General features: G+C 65.7%; 16 protein-coding genes. 6 read left to right on the forward strand and 10 right to left on the reverse strand.

Going from position 1 to position 22,512, the window contains the following annotated elements; all coding sequences use genetic code 11:
- Positions 1 to 5 precede the first annotated feature (5 nt).
- Positions 6 to 914 (reverse strand): alpha/beta fold hydrolase, encoded by a 909-nt coding sequence (locus ACTDXD_RS05905; RefSeq protein WP_240958968.1) that lies wholly within the window; start codon positions 912 to 914, stop codon positions 6 to 8.
- A gap of 161 nt (positions 915 to 1,075) precedes the next feature.
- Between ACTDXD_RS05905 and ACTDXD_RS05910 the strand changes: the two genes are divergently transcribed.
- Entirely contained in the window at positions 1,076 to 2,422 is a 1,347-nt protein-coding gene (locus ACTDXD_RS05910) for a cytochrome P450 (protein ID WP_440126238.1), read from the forward strand.
- Positions 2,423 to 2,443: 21 nt separating this feature from the next.
- On the forward strand, positions 2,444 to 4,552 hold the full coding sequence (locus tag ACTDXD_RS05915; protein WP_440126239.1) for a thiamine pyrophosphate-dependent enzyme: 2,109 nt from the start codon (positions 2,444 to 2,446) through the stop codon (positions 4,550 to 4,552).
- A gap of 66 nt (positions 4,553 to 4,618) precedes the next feature.
- On the opposite strand, the gene ACTDXD_RS05920 is transcribed toward ACTDXD_RS05915, so the two are convergent.
- The 3 genes from ACTDXD_RS05920 to ACTDXD_RS05930 form a co-directional block, all read right to left on the reverse strand.
- Positions 4,619 to 6,856, reverse strand: a complete 2,238-nt coding sequence (locus ACTDXD_RS05920) for an NADP-dependent isocitrate dehydrogenase (RefSeq protein ID WP_440126240.1) — start codon at positions 6,854 to 6,856, stop codon at positions 4,619 to 4,621.
- Between the two features lie 159 nt (positions 6,857 to 7,015).
- On the reverse strand, positions 7,016 to 7,741 hold the full coding sequence (locus ACTDXD_RS05925) for an HNH endonuclease family protein (protein ID WP_440126241.1): 726 nt from the start codon (positions 7,739 to 7,741) through the stop codon (positions 7,016 to 7,018).
- A gap of 3 nt (positions 7,742 to 7,744) precedes the next feature.
- The gene (locus tag ACTDXD_RS05930) at positions 7,745 to 8,767 is read right to left on the reverse strand and encodes a beta-ketoacyl-ACP synthase III (protein ID WP_440126242.1); all 1,023 of its coding nucleotides are present in this window, start codon (positions 8,765 to 8,767) and stop codon (positions 7,745 to 7,747) included.
- A gap of 152 nt (positions 8,768 to 8,919) precedes the next feature.
- Here ACTDXD_RS05930 and ACTDXD_RS05935 point away from each other — a divergent pair, with 152 nt between their 5' ends.
- Positions 8,920 to 9,528: a class I SAM-dependent methyltransferase gene (locus tag ACTDXD_RS05935; RefSeq protein WP_440126243.1), complete on the forward strand. Its 609-nt coding sequence runs from the start codon at positions 8,920 to 8,922 to the stop codon at positions 9,526 to 9,528.
- A gap of 96 nt (positions 9,529 to 9,624) precedes the next feature.
- Positions 9,625 to 11,460: an acyl-CoA dehydrogenase gene (locus ACTDXD_RS05940; RefSeq protein WP_440126244.1), complete on the forward strand. Its 1,836-nt coding sequence runs from the start codon at positions 9,625 to 9,627 to the stop codon at positions 11,458 to 11,460.
- A gap of 84 nt (positions 11,461 to 11,544) precedes the next feature.
- Here ACTDXD_RS05940 and ACTDXD_RS05945 read toward each other — a convergent pair whose 3' ends face one another.
- The 4 genes from ACTDXD_RS05945 to ACTDXD_RS05960 all read right to left on the reverse strand — a co-directional run bounded on the left by ACTDXD_RS05945 (position 11,545) and on the right by ACTDXD_RS05960 (position 18,248).
- Positions 11,545 to 12,660, reverse strand: coding sequence for an NDMA-dependent alcohol dehydrogenase (locus ACTDXD_RS05945; RefSeq protein WP_440126245.1), 1,116 nt, complete (start codon positions 12,658 to 12,660; stop codon positions 11,545 to 11,547).
- Positions 12,657 to 14,090, reverse strand: a complete 1,434-nt coding sequence (locus ACTDXD_RS05950) for an aldehyde dehydrogenase family protein (protein WP_440126246.1) — start codon at positions 14,088 to 14,090, stop codon at positions 12,657 to 12,659. The genes ACTDXD_RS05945 and ACTDXD_RS05950 overlap by 4 nt, the downstream gene beginning before the upstream one ends.
- Before the next feature lie 77 nt (positions 14,091 to 14,167).
- On the reverse strand, positions 14,168 to 16,660 hold the full coding sequence (locus ACTDXD_RS05955; RefSeq protein WP_440126247.1) for a VanW family protein: 2,493 nt from the start codon (positions 16,658 to 16,660) through the stop codon (positions 14,168 to 14,170).
- 232 nt (positions 16,661 to 16,892) lie between these two features.
- Positions 16,893 to 18,248 carry an acetyl-CoA C-acetyltransferase gene (locus ACTDXD_RS05960; protein WP_440126248.1) on the reverse strand — a complete coding sequence of 452 codons (1,356 nt, stop codon included), beginning with the start codon at positions 18,246 to 18,248 and terminating at the stop codon, positions 16,893 to 16,895.
- A 94-nt stretch (positions 18,249 to 18,342) separates the two neighbouring features.
- Between ACTDXD_RS05960 and ACTDXD_RS05965 the strand changes: the two genes are divergently transcribed.
- Positions 18,343 to 19,689, forward strand: a complete 1,347-nt coding sequence (locus ACTDXD_RS05965; protein WP_440126249.1) for a 3-oxoacyl-ACP reductase — start codon at positions 18,343 to 18,345, stop codon at positions 19,687 to 19,689.
- Positions 19,689 to 20,552 (forward strand): MaoC/PaaZ C-terminal domain-containing protein, encoded by an 864-nt coding sequence (locus ACTDXD_RS05970; RefSeq protein WP_440126250.1) that lies wholly within the window; start codon positions 19,689 to 19,691, stop codon positions 20,550 to 20,552. The genes ACTDXD_RS05965 and ACTDXD_RS05970 overlap by 1 nt, the downstream gene beginning before the upstream one ends.
- A 78-nt stretch (positions 20,553 to 20,630) precedes the next feature.
- Here ACTDXD_RS05970 and ACTDXD_RS05975 read toward each other — a convergent pair whose 3' ends face one another.
- Positions 20,631 to 21,239 (reverse strand): TetR/AcrR family transcriptional regulator, encoded by a 609-nt coding sequence (locus ACTDXD_RS05975; RefSeq protein WP_169687263.1) that lies wholly within the window; start codon positions 21,237 to 21,239, stop codon positions 20,631 to 20,633.
- Between the two features lie 78 nt (positions 21,240 to 21,317).
- Complete coding sequence (locus tag ACTDXD_RS05980) at positions 21,318 to 22,505, reverse strand: glycoside hydrolase family 3 N-terminal domain-containing protein (protein ID WP_440126251.1); 1,188 nt, start codon at positions 22,503 to 22,505, stop codon at positions 21,318 to 21,320.
- Positions 22,506 to 22,512: the final 7 nt, after the last annotated feature.

Here is a 22,512-nt window from a genome sequence, read left to right on the forward strand (position 1 = left end):
GCGGATCAGTGCTCGGCGGCGTCCCACAGTTTCAGCACGGTCGTGAGGATCTCCTCCGACGCACCGAGCCCACCGAGATGACTCTCGCCGGGCAGATGATGGAACTCGGCATCGGGCAGCAGATCCACCATGTGCAGACCGTGCTCGAAGGGGATTATGTGGTCGGTGTCGCCGTGCCACCACCGCACCGGAGCCTTCACGTCGGGCACCCGGAAACCCCAGTCACGGGTGAACGCGACGATGTCGGCGAAGGGTGCCGCCATCTGCTTCCGACTGCCGTTGAGCAGGTCGTCGAGGAACATCGCCTTGAACTCGGGGCGTGCCAGTAACCGTCGATCGGCTTCCGGCGACAGCCGCCCGTACAGGTCGATGATCGGCGACGCGAACGGCCTGACGACGCGGATCGCGGCGCTCGTCGCCGCGCCGATGGGCACCCCGCCCCTCGCAAGCAGCGGCGCGAGGAGGGAGCCGAGTTGCATCAGACCACCCGACATCGCGTCTGGACCGACGACCGGCGCGACCCCGCCGAGCACCGCGACCCCGACGACACGTTCGGGCATCGCGTAGGCCGACGCGAGTGTGTAGGGGCCGCCGCCGGAGAGACCGACAATGCCCATGCGGTCGACACCGAGGGTGTCGGCGACGATCCGGAGGTCGTCGGCGAACGAGAGCACGCGGTCGTAGGTGTGGGGTGTCGACGAGCCGATTCCGGGACGATCCAACCCGATCAGCCGCACGTTCTCCCGTTCGGCGTATGCCCTGGCCTCGATCGGGATCTGCCTGCGTGCACCCGGGGTGCCGTGTAGCCAGAACACCGCGCGGCCCTGCGGGGACCCGAATTCGGCGAATCCGAGCCTGCGCCCTCCCCCAACCGCGACTGTGCCTTCCAGCTTCGGACGTGCGACGTCGACCATGCCGGTCAGCATGTCATGTGCCCTGCATCACGGATGCGACCGGGGCGCGCCTGTCGATCGTGCTGCATCTCCGATGGCAAGCAAATGCCCTCAGATAGATGTGATTCGAGTTACAGTTATCTGACAACACGCTATGTCAGATGCGAACCGTGGAGTCGACCGTGACGAAGACGCTTGCCCCCGCACCTCCCGGGCTCACGCCCGTCCCCGGCGACAAAGGACTGCCCTACATCGGGTACGCCCTCGACTACATGCGCAACCCGCTCGAGGCGTACGACAAGCGCTACCGCGAGCACGGGCCCGTGTCGTGGTTCCACTTCGCAGGCAACCCGTGGGTCGTACTCCTCGGACCCGACGCGTGCGGCGCCGCTCTCCAGAACCGCGACCGCGCGCTCGTCAACGGTGCCGGATGGCGCGTGCTCATCGGCCCGTTCTTCGACCGGGGGCTGATGCTGCTCGACGGCGACGAACACACCGCGCACCGGCGAATCATGTCGCAGGCCTTCACTCGCGACCGCATCGCCAGGTACACCGAGGCGATGCACCCGGCGATCGAGAAGACCCTCGACAACTGGACGCCCCGAGAAGACTTCCGCGCCTACCCCGCCATCAAGGAACTCACCCTCGGCCTCGCCACGTCGATCTTCATGGGCGGCGCCGAAGGCTCGTCGGCCCGCGAGATGGACGAGGTCAACAAGGCATTCATCGGGTGCGTACAGGCATCGACGGCCATCGTGCGTTATCCGCTGCCCGGCAGCAGGTGGCGGCGCGGGGTCCAGGGCCGCGCGCGACTCGAAGAATTCTTCCGACGCTACCTGCCCGCGCGGCGCACATATGAGGGCGACGATCTGTTCTCGGTGCTGTGCCATGTCGAATCCGAAGACGGAGAACGGTTCTCGGACGACGATGTCGTGAACCACATGATCTTCCTGATGATGGCGGCGCACGACACCTCGACGATCACATTGTCGACCGCGCTGCAATATCTCGGGCAGTTCCCGCACTGGCAGCAGGCGTGCCGCAACGAGTCGGAAGCCCTCGGCACGTCGGCACCGACGTTCGAGCAACTCGACCAGCTCACCACGCTCGATCTCGTCATCAAGGAATGTCAGCGTCTCGTCACCCCCGTGCCCGGCATCGTACGCCGCGCGGTCGCCGACACCGAGATCCTCGGGCATTTCATTCCGAAGGGCACCCTGATGAACGTCGGCCTGCACTACAGCCACCACATGCCCGACCTGTGGCCCGATCCCGAACACTTCGACCCGGGACGGTTCTCCCCGGAGCGCCGCGAGGATCGCGTACACAAGTACGCGTGGTCGCCGTTCGGTGGGGGCGCCCACCGCTGTCTCGGCATGCACTTCTCCGGAGCCGAGATCAAAACGGTGCTGCATCACCTATTGTTGCGCTACCGATGGCATGTTCCCGCCGATTACGTCGCGCCGATGAACTTCACGTCGTTGCCCTTTCCGAACGACGGTCAGCCGATCGACCTCCGGGTGCGCTGAGGCCAGCGTACAAATTGAGGCATGACGGCAGAGCCGCTCGACGACCATTTCCTCACGGCGCTCCGGGCCCTCCCGACGAGGACTCCCGACCGCAGGGTCGACGACGCGCTGGTGCTCGACTGTTTCGACGCGCAACTGCAGTCGCGGCACCTCGACTTCGCGGCTCGCGAGATGCAGCGGCGCGGTGCGGGCTTCTACACGATAGGTTCCGCGGGGCACGAATCGAATGCCGCGCTCGGCCTGCTCACCCGACTCACCGATCCCGCTCTGCTGCACTACCGTTCGGGTGGCTTCTATGCTGCGCGCGCGTCGCGTAAAGACGGCACGACGCCGATCCGCGACGTGCTCGCGGGGTGCGCCGCATCCACTCTCGATCCGATCTCCGCGGGACGGCACAAAGTGTTCGGCAATCCCTCGCTGAGCATCCTGCCGCAGACCTCGACGATCGCATCGCATCTGCCGCGTTCCCTCGGCCTCGCACTGGCACTGGGACGCATGCAGAAACTCGGCCTCGACTGCCCCTGGCCGACGGACTCGGTGGTGGTGTGCAGTTTCGGCGACGCCTCGGCAAACCATTCGACGGCGACGGGGGCAGTCAACGCCGCCGCGTACTGCACATATCGCGGCCTGCCGGTGCCGCTGTTGCTGGTGTGTGAGGACAACGGCCTCGGAATCAGCGTGCGCAGCCCCGACGGATGGATCGAGCAGACGCTCTCGCGGTATCCGGGCGTCGAGTACCGCGCGGTCGACGGCGCCGACACGGTCTCCACACTCGTCACCGCCGGCGAACTCGTCGAGCAGGTCCGCGCGACACGCTCCCCCGCAATCCTCCACCTGAAGACAGTGCGGTTTCTCGGCCATGCCGGATCGGATGTCGAGAGCGCCTACCGTAGTCGCGACGAGATCACCGCCGACTACGCACTCGACCCGCTGCTCGCCACGGCCGCCGAACTCGTCGCACGGGATCTCCGCACCCCCGCCGAACTCGTCGCACGCTACGAATCGGTGCGCGCTGAAGTGGCCGAGGTTGCCGACACGCTGCATCATCCCCCGCGGCTCGAATCCGCAGCCCAGGTGATGCGTCCGCTGCATACTCACGCCAGGGGGCATGCCGTCGACGACCCGCATCCGCGCCCACCGGAGCCGCTTACGCTCGCGCAGGCCGTCAACCGCACCCTCGGGCATATCCTCGAGGAGTTTCCGGAGGCATGCGTGTTCGGGGAGGACGTGGGCGCCAAGGGCGGCGTGTACGGGGTGACACGCGGTATGCAGGAGCACTTCGGTGCGCTCCGGGTGTTCGATACGTTGCTCGACGAACAGACGATCCTCGGCACCGCCCTCGGGTTCGCGGTGGGCGGGATGCTGCCCATCCCCGAGATCCAATATCTCGCCTATCTGCACAATGCAGAGGATCAGTTGCGCGGCGAGGCAGCGACCCTGAAGTTCTTCTCCGACAGCTGTTTCGAAAACCCGATGGTGGTGCGCATCGCCGGTCTGCCGTATCAGCGCGGATTCGGCGGCCACTTCCACAACGACAATTCCGTTGCGGCACTACGCGACATTCCGGGCGTGGTTCTCGCCGTGCCCTCCGATCCGGCAACGGCCGGTGGCCTGCTACGCGCGTGTTCGACCCTGGCCCGCACCGAAGGTCGCGTATGCGTGTTCGTCGAACCGATCGCGCTATACCATCAGCGCGATTTGTACGACGACGGCGACGGACAGTGGCAGCAGTTCCCCGACCCCGCGCCGATCGCGCCGGGCACGGTGCGCACCTACGGTGACGGCCAGGACGTCCTGGTGGTGACGTTCGGCAACGGTGTGCGGATGAGCCTGCGTGCCGCACGCCGCGCGCCGCGTATCTGTGTGACGGTACTCGACCTGCAGTGGCTCGCGCCGCTGCCGCTGACCGCGCTCACCGAGCACGCGATGCGGTTCCCGCGAGTCCTGGTCGTCGACGAGACGCGTCGCAGTGGGTCGGTCTCGGAATCGGTGATCGCCGCGCTCGTCGACGCGTCCTACCCCGGACGGATCGCCCGCGTCACGAGCCGCGACAGTTTCGTGCCGCTGGGTCCGGCGGCGGCACATGTGCTGCTGTCGGAGGACGAGATCGTCGACGCGCTTCTCGACTGAACGAAAGACACCCATCGCGGCCTGCGAAAGATCCGCAATGGGTGTCACAGATCGTTCTGTGGGAAATCAGACCTGCAGGGACCCCAGCGCGTCGTTGAGGGTCTTGCTCGGCCGCATCACCGCGTCGGCCTTCTCACGGTCGAGCTGGTAGTAACCACCGATGTCGACAGGGGAGCCCTGTACCTCGATGAGCTCGCGGACGATGGTCTCCTCGTTCTCGGCCAAGGTCCGGGCGAGCGGGGCGAAGCGCTCCGCGAGCTCCTTGTCCTCGGTCTGCGCAGCGAGTTCCTGGGCCCAGTACAGCGCGAGGTAGTACTGGCTACCCCGGTTGTCGAGCTCGCCGGTCTTGCGGGACGGGTTCTTGTTCTCGTCCAGCAGCTTGCCGGTCGCGGCGTCCAGAGCGTCCGCCAGGATCTTGGCGTGCTCGTTGTTGTTCTTGATGCCGAGGTCTTCGAGGCTGACAGCCAACGCCAGGAACTCACCGAGCGAATCCCAACGCAGGTGATTCTCCTCGACGAGCTGCTTGACGTGCTTGGGAGCCGAACCGCCCGCGCCCGTCTCGTACATGCCGCCGCCTGCCATCAGCGGGACGACGGACAGCATCTTCGCGCTGGTGCCGAGTTCCAGGATCGGGAACAGATCGGTCAGGTAGTCGCGCAGGATATTGCCGGTCGCGGCGATGGTGTCCAGTCCGCGGATCACCCGTTCCAGCGTGTACCGCATCGAGCGCACCTGCGACATGATCTGGATGTCGAGACCCTCGGTGTCGTGATCCTTCAGGTACAGCTCGACCTTCTTGATCAGCTCGTTCTCGTGCGGACGGTACGGGTCGAGCCAGAACAGCACCGGCATGCCGGAGTTGCGTGCACGAGTGACCGCGAGCTTGACCCAGTCGCGGATCGGCGCGTCCTTGACGGTGCACATGCGCCAGATGTCGCCTGCCTCGACGTGCTGGGTGAGCAGCACCTCGCCGGTGTCGGCGTCCACGAAGTTGGCCTCGCCGTCCTCCGGGATCTCGAAGGTCTTGTCGTGCGAGCCGTACTCCTCGGCCTTCTGCGCCATGAGCCCGACGTTGGGGACGGTGCCCATGGTGGTGGGGTCGAACGCACCGTTGGTCTTGCAGAAGTTGATGATCTCCTGGTAGATGCGTGCGAAGGTGGACTCCGGCATCACTGCCTTGGCGTCCTTGGGCCGACCGTCGGCGCCGTACATCTTGCCGCCCATGCGGATCATCGCGGGCATCGAAGCATCGACGATGACGTCGCTGGGCGAATGGAAGTTCGAGATGCCGTTGGCCGAGTCGACCATCGCCAGCTCGGGACGGTGCTCGTGGCACTCGTGCAGGTCCTTGATGATCTCTTCACGCTGTGTGCTCGGCAGCGTCTCGATCTTGTCGTAGAGGTCGACGAGGCCGTTGTTGACGTTGACGCCCAGTTCGTCGAACAGCGCCTGATGCTTGGCGAAGGCGTCCTTGTAGAAGACCTTCACTGCGTGACCGAAAACGATGGGGTGCGAGACCTTCATCATCGTCGCCTTGACGTGCAGGGAGAACATCACGCCGGTCTTGCGTGCATCCTCCATCTGCGCCTCGTAGAACTCGAGCAGAGCCTTCTTGCTCATGAACATGCTGTCCATGATGTCGCCCTCGCCGAGGCTCACCTCGGGCTTGAGAACGATGGTCTCGCCGCCCTTGGTCACCAGCTCCATGCGGACCTTGCGTGCCTTGTCGAGCGTCATCGACTTCTCACCGTGGTAGAAGTCGCCGTGCTGCATGTGCGCGACGTGGCTGCGCGACGCCATCGACCACTCACCCATGCTGTGCGGGTGCTTGCGGGCGTATTCCTTCACTGCGCGGGGTGCACGCCGGTCGGAGTTACCTTCACGCAGGACCGGGTTGACGGCGCTGCCGAGGATCTTGCCGTAGCGCTCCCGGATGTCGCGCTCTTCGTCGGTCTTGGGGTCGTCCGGGAAATCCGGGATCGCGTAGCCCTTGCCCTGCAATTCCTTGATCGCTGCGAGGAGCTGCGGCACGGAGGCGCTGATGTTGGGCAGTTTGATGATGTTGGTTTCCGGCAGCTGCGTCAGACGTCCCAGCTCTGCAAGGGTGTCCGGAACGCGCTGCTCCTCGGTGAGGCGGTCGGGGAACGCGGCCAGGATCCGCGCCGACACCGAAATGTCGCTCGACTCGACCTCGATGCCCGCGGCACCGGCGAAGGTGCGCACGATGGGCAGGAAGGCGTGCGTCGCAAGTAGCGGCGCCTCGTCTGTCAACGTGTAGATGATCTTCGGTTTATCGGCGCTCATGGCGGTTCTCCCACGTCGTATCGGTCCGATTCCGAACAGCACCGGGTGTGGCCACCGGAATCGCGTCGCGTCTCAGGTTACGTGCGACACAACGATGATATTCAAGTGCTGTGCGGGTGGGTGAAGGCCGTCTGTGCTCCCGTGCACCCGGGCGCCGGATCAGCAGGAAGCGAGGACCCGGGACATCGCCTCGCGCTCGGCGGGCGTCACCCATAACTGGTAGACGGTTTTGACCTCGACCTGCTGCGCCACGTAGTCGCAGTGGTACGCGGCGTTGGGCGGAAGCCACTGCGCGGCGTCGGAGTCGCCCTTCGACTGGTTGGTGGGCCCGTCGACCGCGATCAGGTTGCGAGGATCGTTCGCCAGATTCCTGCGCTGCTGCTCGTCGAGTTGCTGCGCGCCGGTCTTCCACGCGTTGGACAGGGCGACGACGTGGTCGATCTGGACCTGCGACGACGTGGCCGTGCCACGCCGGAAGAAGATCTCGTTACCGGTGTACGGGTCGTGAAGCGTGCCCGTGCGCACGGTGCAGTCCTTGGTGGCAGGCTCGAGGGAGATGTGCACGAGGTCGCGTTTGAGGATGTCGTTGCGCGTGTCGCAGCCGTTCTTGCCGAACTCGACGGTGACGCTGTCGGTCCACGCGGAGCCGAACTCTTCCCGTTCGTAGCCGGACTGCGAGGCGGCATCACGCACCGGAAGCGCGGCGAGTGCCTGCAGCGCGGCGGAACCACTGTAGGTCGAGGATGGCCCGGGGCCACCCGGGGAGGTGACAGCTCCCGACGAGTCGGAGTCGTACGGTTCGAGAAGAACCACGGCCACGGAGACCGCGACGAAACACAGCAACCAGAGCCATCGAGGGATCGATGGCTTCTTCTCACCGGCCATGAACTACTGGGCCAGCGGCGGCATCTTGACTACCTGGCCCGCGAAGGACAGGCCGGCGCCGAAGGCGAGCAGCAGCGCAGTGGCACCCGGCTCCACCTGCCCGGTACGCAGCATCTTCTCCATGGCGAGCGGGATGGACGCCGCCGAAGTGTTGCCGGTCTCGATGATGTCGTCGGCGACCGCCACACTGTCGGGCAGTTCGAGCTGACGGACGATGACGTCGTTGATCCGCAGGTTCGCCTGGTGCGGCACGAAGGCGTCGAGATCTTCGAGTGCGATACCGGCCTTGTCGGCGACCTGACGCACGTACTTGCTCATCTCGAAGGCTGCCCAACGGAACACCGCGGTGCCCTCCATGATGATCCACGGACGCGGTTGGGTGGGGTTCTGCGCGAAGTCGACCCAGTCGGGTTCCTGCCGGATCGCGTTGCCCTGGGAGCCGTCGGACCCCCACACTGTGGGGCCGATGCCCACTTCGTCGGATGCGCCGACGACCACGGCGCCCGCACCGTCACCGAAGATGAATCGCACGGAGCGGTCGGTGGGGTTGGTGGCGTCGCTCATCCGCTCGACGCCGACGACGAGCACGTTCGTCGCCGATCCGGCGCGGACGAGGTCGGATGCGACACCCAGCGCGTAGCAGAAGCCTGCACAGCCTGCCTGGATATCGAGCGCGGCGGCGCCGTTCGTGCCGATCTTGTCGGCGACGAGCGCAGCGGCCTGCGGAGTCTGGAAACCGTAGGTGGAGCACGCGACGATCACGGTGTCGATCTGCGCGCCGGTCAGCTTCGCGGCCTCGAGAGCTTTCCCAGCGGCGGAGACCGACATCTCGACGATCGTTTCCTCGGGGTGCGCCTTCGCGAATCGACGCTCCTTGATGCCGGAGCGCGACTGGATCCATTCGTCGCTCGAATCGATCAGCCGGCAGATCTCTTCGTTCGTGACGACACGCTCCGGGCGGTGGACACCCAACCCGAGCAGCACACTGTTCCGCAACGGCGCTGGAGCGGCGATCTGTGCACCCATCCGGAAAACTCCTCTACATCGTCATGGCGCTGCTGTCCTAGCATCGCCGTCGGAACACGGTATCGCGGGTCGAGAAAACCGTCCGCGACACCCCTATTGGAACTCGTTCCAGTGCAGGCGGGCCGAGGTCGCGGACGACTACCTTTCCCCTCATGGATGCACATGAGTGGGATGAGAAGTATCAGGCTGCCGAACTGGTGTGGGGGGCACCGCCGAACCCCGTCGTGGTCGAGTTCGCCACCGCCCTTCCGCATGGTCGCGCACTCGACCTGGGGTGCGGCGAGGGCAGGCACTCCCTCTGGCTCGCGACGCGCGGCTGGGAAGTACTGGGTACGGATTTCTCCGAGGTGGCCCTCGACAAGGCCCGGCAGGTCGCGGCGCAGGCGCCGAAACGGTCGCGTGATCGCTTGCAGTACACGCATTCGGATGTGACGCAGGGCTCATTCGAGGGCCACTATGACCTGATCCTCGCCGTATTCCTGCACTTCCCTCCGGCGGAGCGCGCAGCACTGCTCGACAATGCGATCAATTCGCTCGAACCTGACGGAATCCTCATATTTCTGGGACACGACAGGACGAATATCGACGAGGGAGTCGGCGGACCTCAGGACAGTGAAATCCTTTACACCCCAACCGATATCGTCGACGAAATCGACGGAAGGCTGGAAATCCAGGTAGCGGAACGGAGATTCCGAGAAACAGTTTCCGGAACCGCCATCGACGCACTCGTGGTTGCCCGTAAAATCGGCCTTGGCAGTTAGTTGCCTGGCGAGTAACATAGAGATGTTACCGACGAGTAATAAACTTGGGCGGTACTAGGCAGACACCGGACCGCACTGGGGAGACAGAGCACAGACATGGGCCATTACAAGAGCAACCTCCGCGACCTCGAGTTCAACCTCTTCGAGTTCCTGAAGATTCAGAAGGTCCTCGAAGCCGGCAAGTTCGGCGACCTCGACGAAGAGACCGCACGCGGCATCCTCTCCGAGGTCAAAGCCCTCGCCGAGGGTCCGGCCGCCGAAGGCTTCGCCGACGCCGACCGCAACCCCCCGACCTTCGATCCCGACACCCACTCGGTAACCCTCCCCGAGCCGTTCAAGAAGGCCTTCCGCGCCTGGTGGGACGCCGGATACTGGTCCATGGGCATCCCCGAGGAAATCGGCGGCACCGAGTCGCCGCGCAGCCTCCTGTGGGCGGTCAACGAAATGATGCTCGGAGCGCAGCCCGCCGCCTTCATGTACGCGGCAGGCCCGGCATTCGCCGGCGTACTCTTCGACAACGGCACGGACGAGCAGAAGAAGTGGGCCACCACCTGCGTCGAGCGCGGCTGGGGCGCCACCATGGTCCTCACCGAACCCGACGCCGGCTCCGACGTCGGCGCTGGCCGCACCAAGGCCATCAAGCAGGACGACGGCTCCTGGCACATCGAGGGCGTCAAGCGGTTCATCACCTCCGCCGACTCCGACGATCTGTTCGAGAACATCTTCCATCTCGTGCTCGCACGCCCCGAAGGCGCAGGGCCGGGCACCAAGGGCCTGTCGCTGTTCTTCGTCCCGAAGACCCACTTCGACTTCGAGAAGAACGAGATGGGCGAGCGCAACGGTGTGTTCGTCACCAACGTCGAACACAAAATGGGCATCAAGGCCTCCGCGACCTGCGAGGTCACCTTCGGTGGTCACGGCGTTCCGGCCCAGGGCTGGCTCGTGGGCGAGGTCCACAACGGCATCGCGCAGATGTTCGACGTCATCGAGCACGCCCGCATGATGGTGGGCACCAAGGCCATCGCGACGCTGTCGACCGGCTACCTCAACGCACTCGACTACGCCAAAGAACGCATCCAGGGCGCCGACCTGACCCAGATGTCCGACAAGGCCGCGCCGCGCGTGTCGATCATGCACCACCCGGACGTCCGCCGGTCGCTCGCCATGCAGAAGGCCTACTCCGAAGGCCTGCGCGCCGTGTACCTCTACACCGCCGCTCATCAGGACGACGTCGTCGCCGAGCAGGTCTCGGGCGCCGACGCCGCGCTCGCACACCGCATCAACGACCTGCTCCTGCCGGTCGTCAAGGGCTGCGGCTCCGAGCGGGCCTACCAGTACCTCACCGATTCGCTCCAGACCTTCGGCGGCTCGGGCTTCCTGCAGGACTACCCGATCGAGCAGTACATCCGCGACGCGAAGATCGACTCCCTGTACGAGGGCACCACCGCAATCCAGGCGCAGGACTTCTTCTTCCGCAAGATCGCCCGCGACCGCGGCGTCGCCCTCGCTCACGTCGCAGGGCAGGTCAAGAAGTTCCTCGATTCCGACACCGCCGACCAGCGCCTCAAGCCGGAGCGCGCGCTCCTGGCCACGGCACTCGAAGATGCGCAGTCGATGGTCGCGACCCTCACCCAGTTCCTCATGGGCGCGCAGGAACAGCCCACCGAGCTGTACAAGGTCGGTCTCGGCTCCGTCCGCTTCCTCGAGTCGTTCGGCGACCTGCTCATCGGCTGGCTGCTCCTCGAGCACGCCGAGGTCGCGCTCACCGCTCTCGACGCGGGACCGGACGCGAAGGACAAGGCGTTCTACGAAGGCAAGGTCGCAGCAGCATCCTTCTTCGCAAAGAACGTGCTGCCCACCCTGACCACGTCGCGAGGCATCATCACCGACGTCGACCTCGACATCATGGAGCTCGACGAAGCCGCGTTCTGATGATCGCGTAGAACAACACGACAGGGCAGAACACGACAGTGGCTCCCGCCGAAATCGGCGGGAGCCACTGTCGTCGTAGCGCGGTCAGAACAGGACGACCCCGCGCAGGTTCCGTCCCTCGTGCATATCGGTGAAGCCCTGAGCGATGTCGTCGAACTTGTATGTGGACGTGATCAGCTCGTCGAGCTTCAATACGCCCGAGGTGTACAGGTCGATCAACCACGGGATATCGGCCGTCGGCGCAGATGCGCCGAACAACGAACCTTGCAGCCGCTTCTGATACAGCACCAATTCCATGGGGCTGATGGGGATTCCGACGTCGGCCATCGAACCCAGCCCGGTGACCACACAGGTGCCTGCCTTGCGAATCGACGAGAACGCCTCCGCGATGTGGTCCCCTGTCGTGACGCCCACCGTGACAATCGCCGCGTCGGCGCCCTGCCCGTTCGTGAACGACCGTGCGATCTCGGTTGCCTCCGCCATGTCCGAGACAGCGTGCGTGGCACCGAACTTCAGGGCACTCTCGCGCTTGAACGGCACGGGGTCCACAGCGATGATCCTGGCAGCGCCTGCGTGTGCTGCGCCCTGGACCGCGTTTATACCGATGCCGCCGATGCCCTGCACGATGATCGTCTGTCCGGGATACACCTCAGCGGAATTGACGGCAGCTCCCCAGCCCGTGCCCACGCCGCACCCGAGCAGACACAGTTTGTCGAGCGGTAGATCCTTCTCGACCTTGATCACCGAATCGACACTGACAGTGGTGTATTCACTGAAGGTGGACAGCCCGCACGTCTGCGCGACGGGCGCGCCGTCGAGACTCATGCGGAAGCTTGCCGGATCGTCCGGCCGGGTTCCGGTCATGATCGCGGCACCGCGATCGCACAGATTCTGCAAGCCCTTCGCACACCACCGGCACCGCCCGCACGCGGCAAGGAAGGAGAACACCACATGGTCGCCCTCACTCCAGCCGTACGTCTCGGGCCCGACCTGCACGACGATGCCCGCACCCTCGTGCCCACCACAGATGGGGTAGCTACCCACAGCATGATCGCCGGAGGAGATGTGGTCGTCGGAATGACATAACCCGGCCGCGACCATCTGGACCATCAGTTCACCGCGCCGCGGCTCGTCCAGATCGAGTTCGGCGATCTCGTAGGTACCGGGCGCTTGCCGGATGATCGCTCCGCGAGTTCTCATTCCGCCGTCACCTGCGCAGACATTGCCGCACGGTACCCGTCGGCGTGCGGGGGAAGCATTCCCCACTCACGACGAGGATCCTGCTCCGATGCCACGAACACGGCTCGGGCATGGCTGAACTCGAGGAAACCTTCGCGGCCGTTGTAATGACCCATACCGGATGCCCCGACACCACCGAACGGCGCATCGAGCAGCCCCGGATGCATCATCAACTCGTTGATCGTGACCCCGCCGGACGTGGTGGATTCGACGACGGCGCACTGTTCCCGCTCGTCCTGCCCGAAGTAGTACAAGGCCAAAGGTTTCGGCCCGGCATTGATCTGCCCGAGCACCTGCTCGACGTCGCTGTAGGTCCGGAGCACCATAGCGGGACCGAAGATCTCCTCCTGCGAGATCGCTGCCGACAGCGGTGGATCGATTACCACTCGCAGTGGACGGCGACGATCGGCGGTACCGATCGGTTCATCGGGAACCGTCTCGATACGCGCACCCAGCTCCGTTGCCTCGCGGACATACTCGTCGATGCGCGCGACATGCCGATCGTCGACGACAGCCGTCACGTCCGGATTACCCGTAGCCGTGGGCAGCAGCTCGCCGTACGACGCACGAATCGCGTCGACGAATGCTTCGAGAGACTCGACCGGTACGTACACAGTGTCAGCGCTGACACAGATCTGGCCGCCGTTGGTGGCCTTACCGACCGCGATGCGAAACGCCGCTGTCGCGAGATCGGCGGAGCGACCGACGATCACCGGTGACTTACCGCCGAGTTCCAGGGTGACCGGTACCAGGTTGCGTGCGGCGTTCTCGAGCACCGAACGGCCTGCGGCCTGGCCACCCGTGAACACGATGTGGTCGAACGGCAGAGCTGTGAGCGCCTGCGCGGTCTCCACACCACCGGTGATGACGGCGATGTCGGCGGGATCGAGGAACTCCTCGGCTGCGTCGGCCAGTACCTGCGCGGTGCGCGGTGCGATTTCGGAGGGCTTCAGCACCGCCCGGTTCCCCGCCGCGAGCACTCCGGCGAGGGGGCTCATGAGCGTGTACACCGGGGCGTTCCAGGTCCCGATGATCAACACGGAGCCCTTGGGCTGGTACTGCACCGACGCGGTTGCACCGAGCTGATCGTAGGGGGCGAACATTTCGCGCGGCTCGGGCTGCATCCACTGTTCGAGGTGGTCGCGCGCGTACTTCAGGGCCGTCAGCGATCCGAGTACGTCGTTGACGGTCGAGTAACCCGGGTGACGGCCGCCGAAGTCTTCATCGATCGCGTCGACGATCTCGTCGCGTCGAGCTACGAGCATGTCGATCACTCGCTGGATCCGCGCGCGACGCTCGTCGGCAGAGCTCAACCGTTGCGCCCGGTTCTTCTGTTGCTGATTCCCGAGCAACTCGCTCATGTCGGAATCTGCTCTGATCACATTGGTCATTGCGGGGATGCTATGAGCGCCGTCACAGCGCCCACAGCGAGTTCCCGCTCAGCGAGATCCCCTCTCGACGAGCCCTTCTACTGGTCGTCGACGCCCGGGAAACCCGAGAAGTCCGGCACGAAATCACCCGCAGACGGACGCGCCGCTGCGGGCTCACCTGCCTGTGGTGTGTCTGCCTGTGGTGTGTCGGTCTGTGGTGTGTCGGACTCGGGTTCGGCCGGCGCAGGAGCCGGTGCGTCGCCGTTCCCCGGCGGGGATGCAGGCGTCGACGGACCGTCGCCACCGGACGGCTCGTCGCCAGGTTCCGGCTCTGGGCTCACACACTTGACGATGGGCACCGGGTCGTAGCGAACGGTGCGCGTCTTGTTCGAGATCTGGGCGCCGGTGTTCACGTCGGTGACGATGCGCGTGTCCGTCACGGTGAATCCCTGCGCACCACTGGAGGGGATGCAGGACGCACCCGCGGGCAGCGTGATCGTATTCGGCGACGTGTAATTGGTGCGATCGCCGGTGATGGACTGCACGTCGACCGTCTTCGTGCCCCACAGGCGCACCGTGATGTCGGAGTCGGTCCAGATCGTCTGGATCAGCACTCCGGTCGTCTCCGACGGGTTGCGGAACGCCAGATCGATTGCGCCCTCGTAGACCGTTGCTTCACGCGCAGCCGGATACCGAGAGATGTAGTAGCTGTGCTCGGTGTGGTCGACGTCCTCCATACCCGCGAAGTACGACGCGTTGTACAGGGTCGTCGCGAGCTGGCTGATACCGCCGCCGACGGCTTTACCCGGCCGGCCCGCCTCGATGATGCCGGATTCGACATAGCCTTCCGCTGCACCGCGCGGGCCCGTGTACCCGTTGAGCGAGAAGGTCTCTCCCGGCTTCACGAGCGCACCGTTGATCTCCGAGGCCGCGATCCGGATGTTCACACCGGACGCGTATTCGAACCCACCGGAGCTGAACTCACCGATCACCTCGTTGATCCCGAGCTTCTCGGCGGCTTCCGTGGTGAGCTCCGGATCGGCCGACTTGTACAGGGCTTCGACGGATCGTCCGTTTTCCGTTGCGAGCAGCTGCGGCAGCGATTCGAGGGTCTTCTCCCAATCGACGAGATTGCCTTTCGTTCCCGGAACGACTGCGGGACGACCTCCGTCGAGCACGATCTGGGCGTCCTTCGGTTCCGTCTCCGTGTCGGCGAGCTGCGGCGCGAGGATCCCGATGGCAGCCTCGGGGTGGTACTGCGGATCGAGTCCGCCTTCGCCGTCGGGTGCGAACGAGAGCACTGCGCCGATGTCCTGACGTGGCAACGTCGCGACCGCGCCGTCGAGACCGGTGACCACGAGGTCCGATGCGACCGCGGGCACCGCGATCTCGGCGAGTGCACGATCGAGGCCCTCACGGGTGACGGTGACTTCCACACTCTCGACCGGCAACGACACATCACCGAAGGGCCACCGCTCGGCGAACACGTCCGACGCTGCTTCCGCGTCGAGACGTTGGCCGGGCTGCGGGGTCACGGGGACGGGGGTGCCGTCCTCGAACACGATGTTGCCTTCACGCGGCTCGTGCGCTGCGGCGGCGGTCACCAGATCGATCGACGCGGCGAGAGCAGCGTCGTCGCGAGTGGAGGCCACACCGACTTCGTCGTTACCGAAGAACGACGCCAGACGTACGAACGGATTGAGCGGCTGCTCGCCCACCCGGGCGAGCGTCGCATCCCAATCGATGCCCAGGCCCGCTTCCGACGGCACGATCTCACCGCTGGTGTCACCGGCGGTCACCGCAACAGGAGCGTCGAGCCGCGGACCCAGTTCGTCGCGAAGAGTTGCTTCGGCATCGTCGAGCGATTCGCCGCCGATCTCGACACCGGCCACAGTCACGCCACGGGGCACCTCTCCCGAACTCATAGCGACATCCACGGCGTAGAGGAGGACGAGGACCGCTGCCACACCGCCGAGGGCGAGCGCGATCGTGCGCTTCGGGAGGTTCGACCACGGCTTGTCAGGACCCGACGGGCCACTCGGGCCGTCCCCGGGAGGCGGCGCGACCGGCGGGGGTCCCGCCGGGGGCGGGGCAGCGCCGGTGGGCGATGTGGGCGGCATCGCGGCGGTCTGGGCGGGCGGCACCTTGATCTGCGACATCTGTTCGGTGGGAGCGTCCGACGGAGGCGGATTCTGCTCGGACGGCATCTTCGTCACCGGAATGACCGCGGTGGGAGCTTCAGCTGCCTCAGAAGTCTCAGCAGTCTCGAACGCTTCAGATTTCTCGGACGGTTCAGCAGCCGGTGCGGTAGGCGCAGCACGGAAAACAGGCGTCGTTGCCGCCTCGGATCCGTCGATATCGGCTTCGCCACCGGGGGCACTCGTCTCCGGGATCCGATCTTCCGGTCCGGGCTCGCTGTCCCCTGTCGAAGCCGTTCCGCTCAGGTCCTGTGTCGCAGCGCCTCCGTGCTCTGCGACAGCATCGACCGGCGCCGCAGCATCGGCCGAGGACGCCGCCTGCGATTGCGGTTCGGTCGGGCGAACGTCGTCGTGTGTAGCCTCGGGCTCGTTCGTCCCGTTGTTGCCGCTCACCGATGTCCCTTCAGACGGGGCACGCTTGTCGTAAACCGCGCGCCGGATACCGGTTCTCCAGGGTAACGCCCGGACTTGAACGGTTTACGGGCGGAATGCGCAAAAGACCCTGCTGGGCTACCAGGTCGGGGGTCAGGTAGCCCAGCAGGGTCGTATGTTCTATCGCCGTGCCGGCAGGGGTGTTACACGCATCGGAAGAAAAAAATCCGAATGTGTTCGGCGCCCCGCAACGTCACGCTTCGAGGATGGCCGTCACGCCCTGGCCACCGGCAGCGCAGATCGAGATGAGGCCGCGAACGGGCTTGCCCGTCTCCTGCTTCTTCTCGTGCAGCATCTTTGCGAGAGCAGCAACGATACGGCCGCCGGTCGCGGCGAACGGGTGGCCCGCCGCGAGTGAGGATCCGTTGACATTGAGCTTGCTGCGGTCGATCGAGCCGAGCGGAGCATCGAGGCCGAGTCGCTGGGTGCAGTACTCCTTCGATTCGAACGCCTGCAGTGTGGCGAGGACCACCGACGCGAAGGCCTCGTGGATTTCGTAGAAATCGAAGTCCTGCAAGGTGAGGCCGTTGCGCTCCAGCAGCCGCGGGATGGCGTAGGTAGGTGCCATGAGCAGTCCGTCGCCGCCGTGCACGTAGTCGACGGCGGCGGTCTCGGAGTCGACGAGGTACGCGAGGACCGGCAGATTGCGCTCGGCCGCCCATTCCTCGGTCGACAGCAGGGCCGCCGACGCACCATCGGTGAGCGGGGTCGAGTTACCCGCCGTCATCGTGGCGTCGCCGAGTTTGTTGCCGAAGACCGGCTTCAACGTCGACAGCTTCTCGACCGACGAATCAGGGCGCAGGTTGTCGTCGCGGGTGAGCCCGAGGAACGGGGTGACGAGGTCGTCGAAGAATCCGCGATCGTAGGCGGCGGCCATATTGCGGTGGCTCGCGACGGCGAGTTCGTCCTGGTCTTCACGACGGACACCGAATTCCTTGGCGGTGATGGCAGCGTGCTCCCCCATCGACAGACCGGTGCGCGGCTCGCCGTTGCGCGGAATCTCGATGCCGAGCATCGACGGACGCACGTTGCCGAGCAGCTTGACCCGATCGGCGGTCGTGCGTGCGCGGTTGAGCGAGAGCAGGAATTCGCGCAGCGGGTTGCTCACCGCGATCGGGGCGTCCGAGGTGGTGTCGACGCCGCCACCGATGCCGGCTTCGATGCGGCCGGCGGCGATCGCGTCGCCGACCGAGACGATCGACTGCAGGCCGGTGCCGCATGCCTGCTGCAGGTCCCACGCGGGGGTGTAGGGGCTCAGGGCACTGCCGAGCACGCTTTCACGGACGAGGTTGAAGTCGCGGCTGTGCTTGAGCACCGCCCCGCCCACGACGGCGCCGAGGCGCTCGCCCTGCAGGTTGAAGCGGCTGACGAGACCGTCGAGGGTCGCGGTGAACATGTCCTGGTTGGACGCGCGTGCGTACTTGCGGTCGGAACGCGCGAACGGGATCCGGTTGCCACCGAGGACGGCGACACGACGCGGCTGCGTGGAACGCGCGATATGACGCTGCTGCGTGGATCGGGCATTGGTGGTCACTGGTATCTCCCGCATTCAGATGGACTCGAACTGTGGCTACTATTCTTACTCAGGAGTAAGTTAGTTGTCGACTACAGCATCGACGACCGAATTCGAAGAAGGTGGAAACGTGGCTGACGCCAAGGGCGCCCCCAAGCTCTATTCCCAGCTCATCTCGTCCGCACCCGGCTCTTTCCTCGCGAAGCAGTTCGGTCTGCCACAGCCCGAGAAGCTTCGCCGCTACCAGCCCGGTGAGCCCGCATTGCCGGGGCCCGTCCTCGTCGGCGGCAACGGCCGCCTGGTGGAACCGATCCGCACGCTGCTGCACGACTACCCGCTCGCCGACCCTGCCGACACCGAGTTCGGTGCTCTCGTGTTCGACGCTACCGGCATCAGCGACGCCGCGGGTCTCGAACAACTCTTCACGTTCTTCCAGCCGGCCATCCGTGGCCTCGCCCCCAGTGGGCGTGTCGTCGTTCTCGGTACCACGCCCGAGGAAGCGGCGTCCGTCGACGAGCAGATCGCGCAGCGCGCCCTCGAAGGCTTCACCCGCAGCCTCGGCAAGGAACTCCGTCGCGGCGCCACCATCCAACTCGTCTACGTCTCACCGAAGGCCTCGACCGGCCTGTCCGGTGTCGAGTCGACGCTCCGATTCCTGCTTTCCGCCAAGTCCGCGTTCGTCGACGGCCAGGTCGTCCGGGTCGGTGACGGCGACGCCACTGCTCCCGCGTCGTGGGACAAGCCGCTCGCAGGCAAGGTCGCAGTCGTCACCGGCGCCGCGCGTGGCATCGGCGCGACGATCGCCGAAGTCCTCGCCCGCGACGGCGCAACAGTCATCGCCGCGGATGTGCCGGCTGCCGGTGAGGCGCTGTCGCAGACCGCGAACCGCGTGGGTGGCACGTCCTTCCCGCTCGACGTCACCGCGCCCGACGCGGGTGACAAGCTCGCCGCGCACCTGCTCGAACGACACGGCGGCGCCGACATCATCGTGCACAACGCAGGCATCACCCGCGACAAGCTGCTCGCCAACATGGACGACAGCAGGTGGAGCTCCGTAATGGCCGTGAACCTCATTGCCCCGCAGAAGATCACCGAGGTCCTCGTCGAGAAGGGCGCACTCGCGGAGGGCGGCCGGGTGATCGACGTGTCGTCGATCGCAGGCATCGCGGGCAACCGCGGCCAGACCAACTACGGCGCATCGAAGGCAGGCGTCATCGGCCTCGTACAGGCCACCGCGCCCTTGCTCGCGAAGAAGAACATCACCATCAACGCTGTTGCGCCGGGATTCATCGAGACCGCGATGACCGCCGCAATTCCGCTCGCGACCCGCGAAGGAGGCCGCTTGATGAGTTCGCTGAGCCAGGGCGGCGAGACCGTCGACGTCGCGGAGACCGTGGCATGGTTCGCGAATCCCGCGTCGAGCGCCGTCACCGGGCAGGTCGTGCGCGTCTGCGGCCAGTCCATGCTGGGGGCTTGATGAGCGAGATCGAACTGACGGGGAGCCCGTCGATCCTCGACGTCTACGGACGCGCCGTGCTTTCGGCGCTGCCGGTCGTGGGAGCCTCCGGCGATAGGTTGCCCGACGACACGCTCGTCCTCCGCGGGCTGCGGGTCGATCCCGACAACCTCGCCGAGTACGCGAAAGTGTGCGGACTGCGCTTCGGCGACACTCTGCCGCTGACCTACCCGTTCATTCTCACGTTCCCGCTCGTGATGAAACTGATGGTGTCGAAGGGATTTCCGTTCGCCGCGATCGGCTCGGTCCACGCCGAGAACGTGATCGAGCAGATGAGGCCGATCTCGGCGACCGAGCCTCTCGATCTGCGTGTGCACGCCGAGAACATGCGTGAACATCGCAAGGGCCTGCTCGTCGATCTCGTCACTGACGTCAATGTGGGACGCGAGACGGTGTGGCGTCAGACCTCGACGTTCTTGCACCAGCAGCGCACGTCACTCTCGGGTGAGCCGAAGCCGGAACCGAAGACCGAGGAGATCCCCGCCGTTCCCACCTCCACGCTGCGCGTCGACCAGAAGACGATCGACAAGTACGCGTCGGTATCGGGTGATCGCAATCCGATCCACGTATCGTCGCTGGGCGCCAAGGCCTTCGGGTTCCCGAAGTCCATTGCGCACGGCATGTGGACGGCTGCAGCCACACTGTCGGCGGTGGAGGGCCGGATCCCCGGGAAGGTCACCTACTCGGTGCGGTTCGGTAAGCCGGTGCTCCTGCCGTCGTCGCTGAGTGTCTATGCGCAGCATGACGGAGATAGCGGCGGTTGGGATCTGGCGGTACGGCACCCGAAGAAGCAGTACCCGCACCTCACCGCGACCCTGCGCTGAGTTTCGGTGTGCTCCAGACCCTGTGTGCCGGGGCGCGATGGGGGCGTCCCGGCACACATTCCGAAAGATGAGGTCCGATCAGCCCTGCTGGTCGGACCTCTTCTTTCCTGCAAGACCGCGCCACGCGAGGTTCTCGAGCAGGTCGGCGGCCTTCTCGACCTCGATCTCACCGCCCGCGACACGATCGGCGACGGCTTCACCCGCACCGACGAGCGCGACCGCCATGATCTGGAAGTCGGTTCCGGGCTCCGGGTCGCGTGTGCTGGATTCGAGGAGATGCGCGGTGAGCTCGATCAGCTGGTCGCGGCTGTTCTGCACCTGCCCCGCGAACGCCTGCTGTCCGAATGCCTGACGGTAGAGCACCATCCACGAGTTGCGGTGGGCGTCGACGAATCCGAGGAACGACTCGAGTGCCACGCGCAATTGTTCGCGCGGCGACAGCGACAGGTCGCCCGCGGGCTTGAGAGCCTCGACGAACGCCTGCCCCTCCCGGCTGATGCACGCGGCGAACAGTTCGTCCTTCGACCCGTAGTAGAGGTAGAGCATCGGCTTCGAGATCGCTGCGCGCGCTGCGATCGCATCCATCGACGTGTCGTGAAAACCGTTTTCGGAGAACACATCCACCGCGGCGTCGAGCATCTGCTGCTCCCGCACCGCACGGGGCAGTCGCTTGGTACCGCCGGCCATGACTCCTCCAACACCTACGTGACGAACAGTTTCTTACTCTACGGTAGGGAATCGGAATCCACCGCTCGATCGAAGCGTTCAGCAGTCGAGCGCGCCCTTGGCACGCGCGACCGTGCGCACCGACTCGTCGACCTGCGCCGCAGGCAGATCACCCGAGACCACCGATTGTTCGAGGTGGTCGAGAACCGCCGGAACCTGATCGGTGGTCAGCCACAACGCCTGGTCGACACCTGCGACCAATGCTGCTTCGACCGCCTCGGTGATCGGGTAGGAGTCGGTGATCGCCTGCATCCCCGAGAGATCGTCGGTGAAGATCATGCCGTCGAACGGAGAGCCGCCGTAACCGGTGCCCGTGCGCAACAACTCCACCGCCGCAGGGCTGATACTCGCGGGCAGACCGTCGGTCAGGCCGGGAACATCGAGATGGCCGAGCATCACCGCGACATCGGGCGAGACGAGTTCCCGATAAGGAACGAGATCCTTCGCGACGAGTTCATCGAGCGGTGGGGTGGTCACGGCACCGGTGTGCGAATCACCCGACGCCGAGCCGTGTCCGGGGAAATGCTTGAGCACCGGCATGATGCCCGCGTCCTGCAGCCCTCGCGCATACGCCCCGGCGTAGTCGGTCACCACGGCCGGATCGTCGGAAAAGGAGCGGTCGCCGATCACGGAGTTGTCGGGCTGACTGCTCACGTCGACGTCGGGGGCGTAGTCCACGGTGATGCCGAGCTCACGCAGTTCCTGTCCCCGTTCGAGCGCCATCCGGTAGGTCTCGTCGACAGTCATGGTCTGCGCGGCGACACGCGCCGACGGATCGGGGCCGAGCAGTTCACCCACCCGCGACACGCGGCCGCCTTCTTCGTCGATCGTCACCATCAGCGGCAGCGGGCTCTGCGCCGCCACCCCCGGGATCTGGCGTTCGGAGAGCATTGCCGGGTCGGTCCAGCTGCCGACGAAAATTCCGCCGATCTGTTCTGCCTGGATCATCGCGAGCGCATCGTCAGCACCGGTGACACCGACGTTGAGCAGCTGTGCGAGCTTCTGGCGCAGGGACAGCGACGCGAGCAGTTCGTCGCCGCACACCGCGGCCGGGGTGGCCGACGCAGCCGTCGCAGAGGACTGCAGTGCCGCCGACGACTGATCAGCCGTCGATTGCGCCGTCACGGACGGCTTCGCTGACGGAGCGTCGGCGGTGTCGCCTGCGCCGCAGGCCGTGACCGCGAGTGCCGAGGTGAGCGCGACGGCGAGGCTGTGTCGGATCTGCATGATCCTC

It is taken from the genome of Rhodococcus sp. SJ-3, assembly GCF_051918125.1.
Taxonomy (GTDB): domain Bacteria; phylum Actinomycetota; class Actinomycetes; order Mycobacteriales; family Mycobacteriaceae; genus Rhodococcus.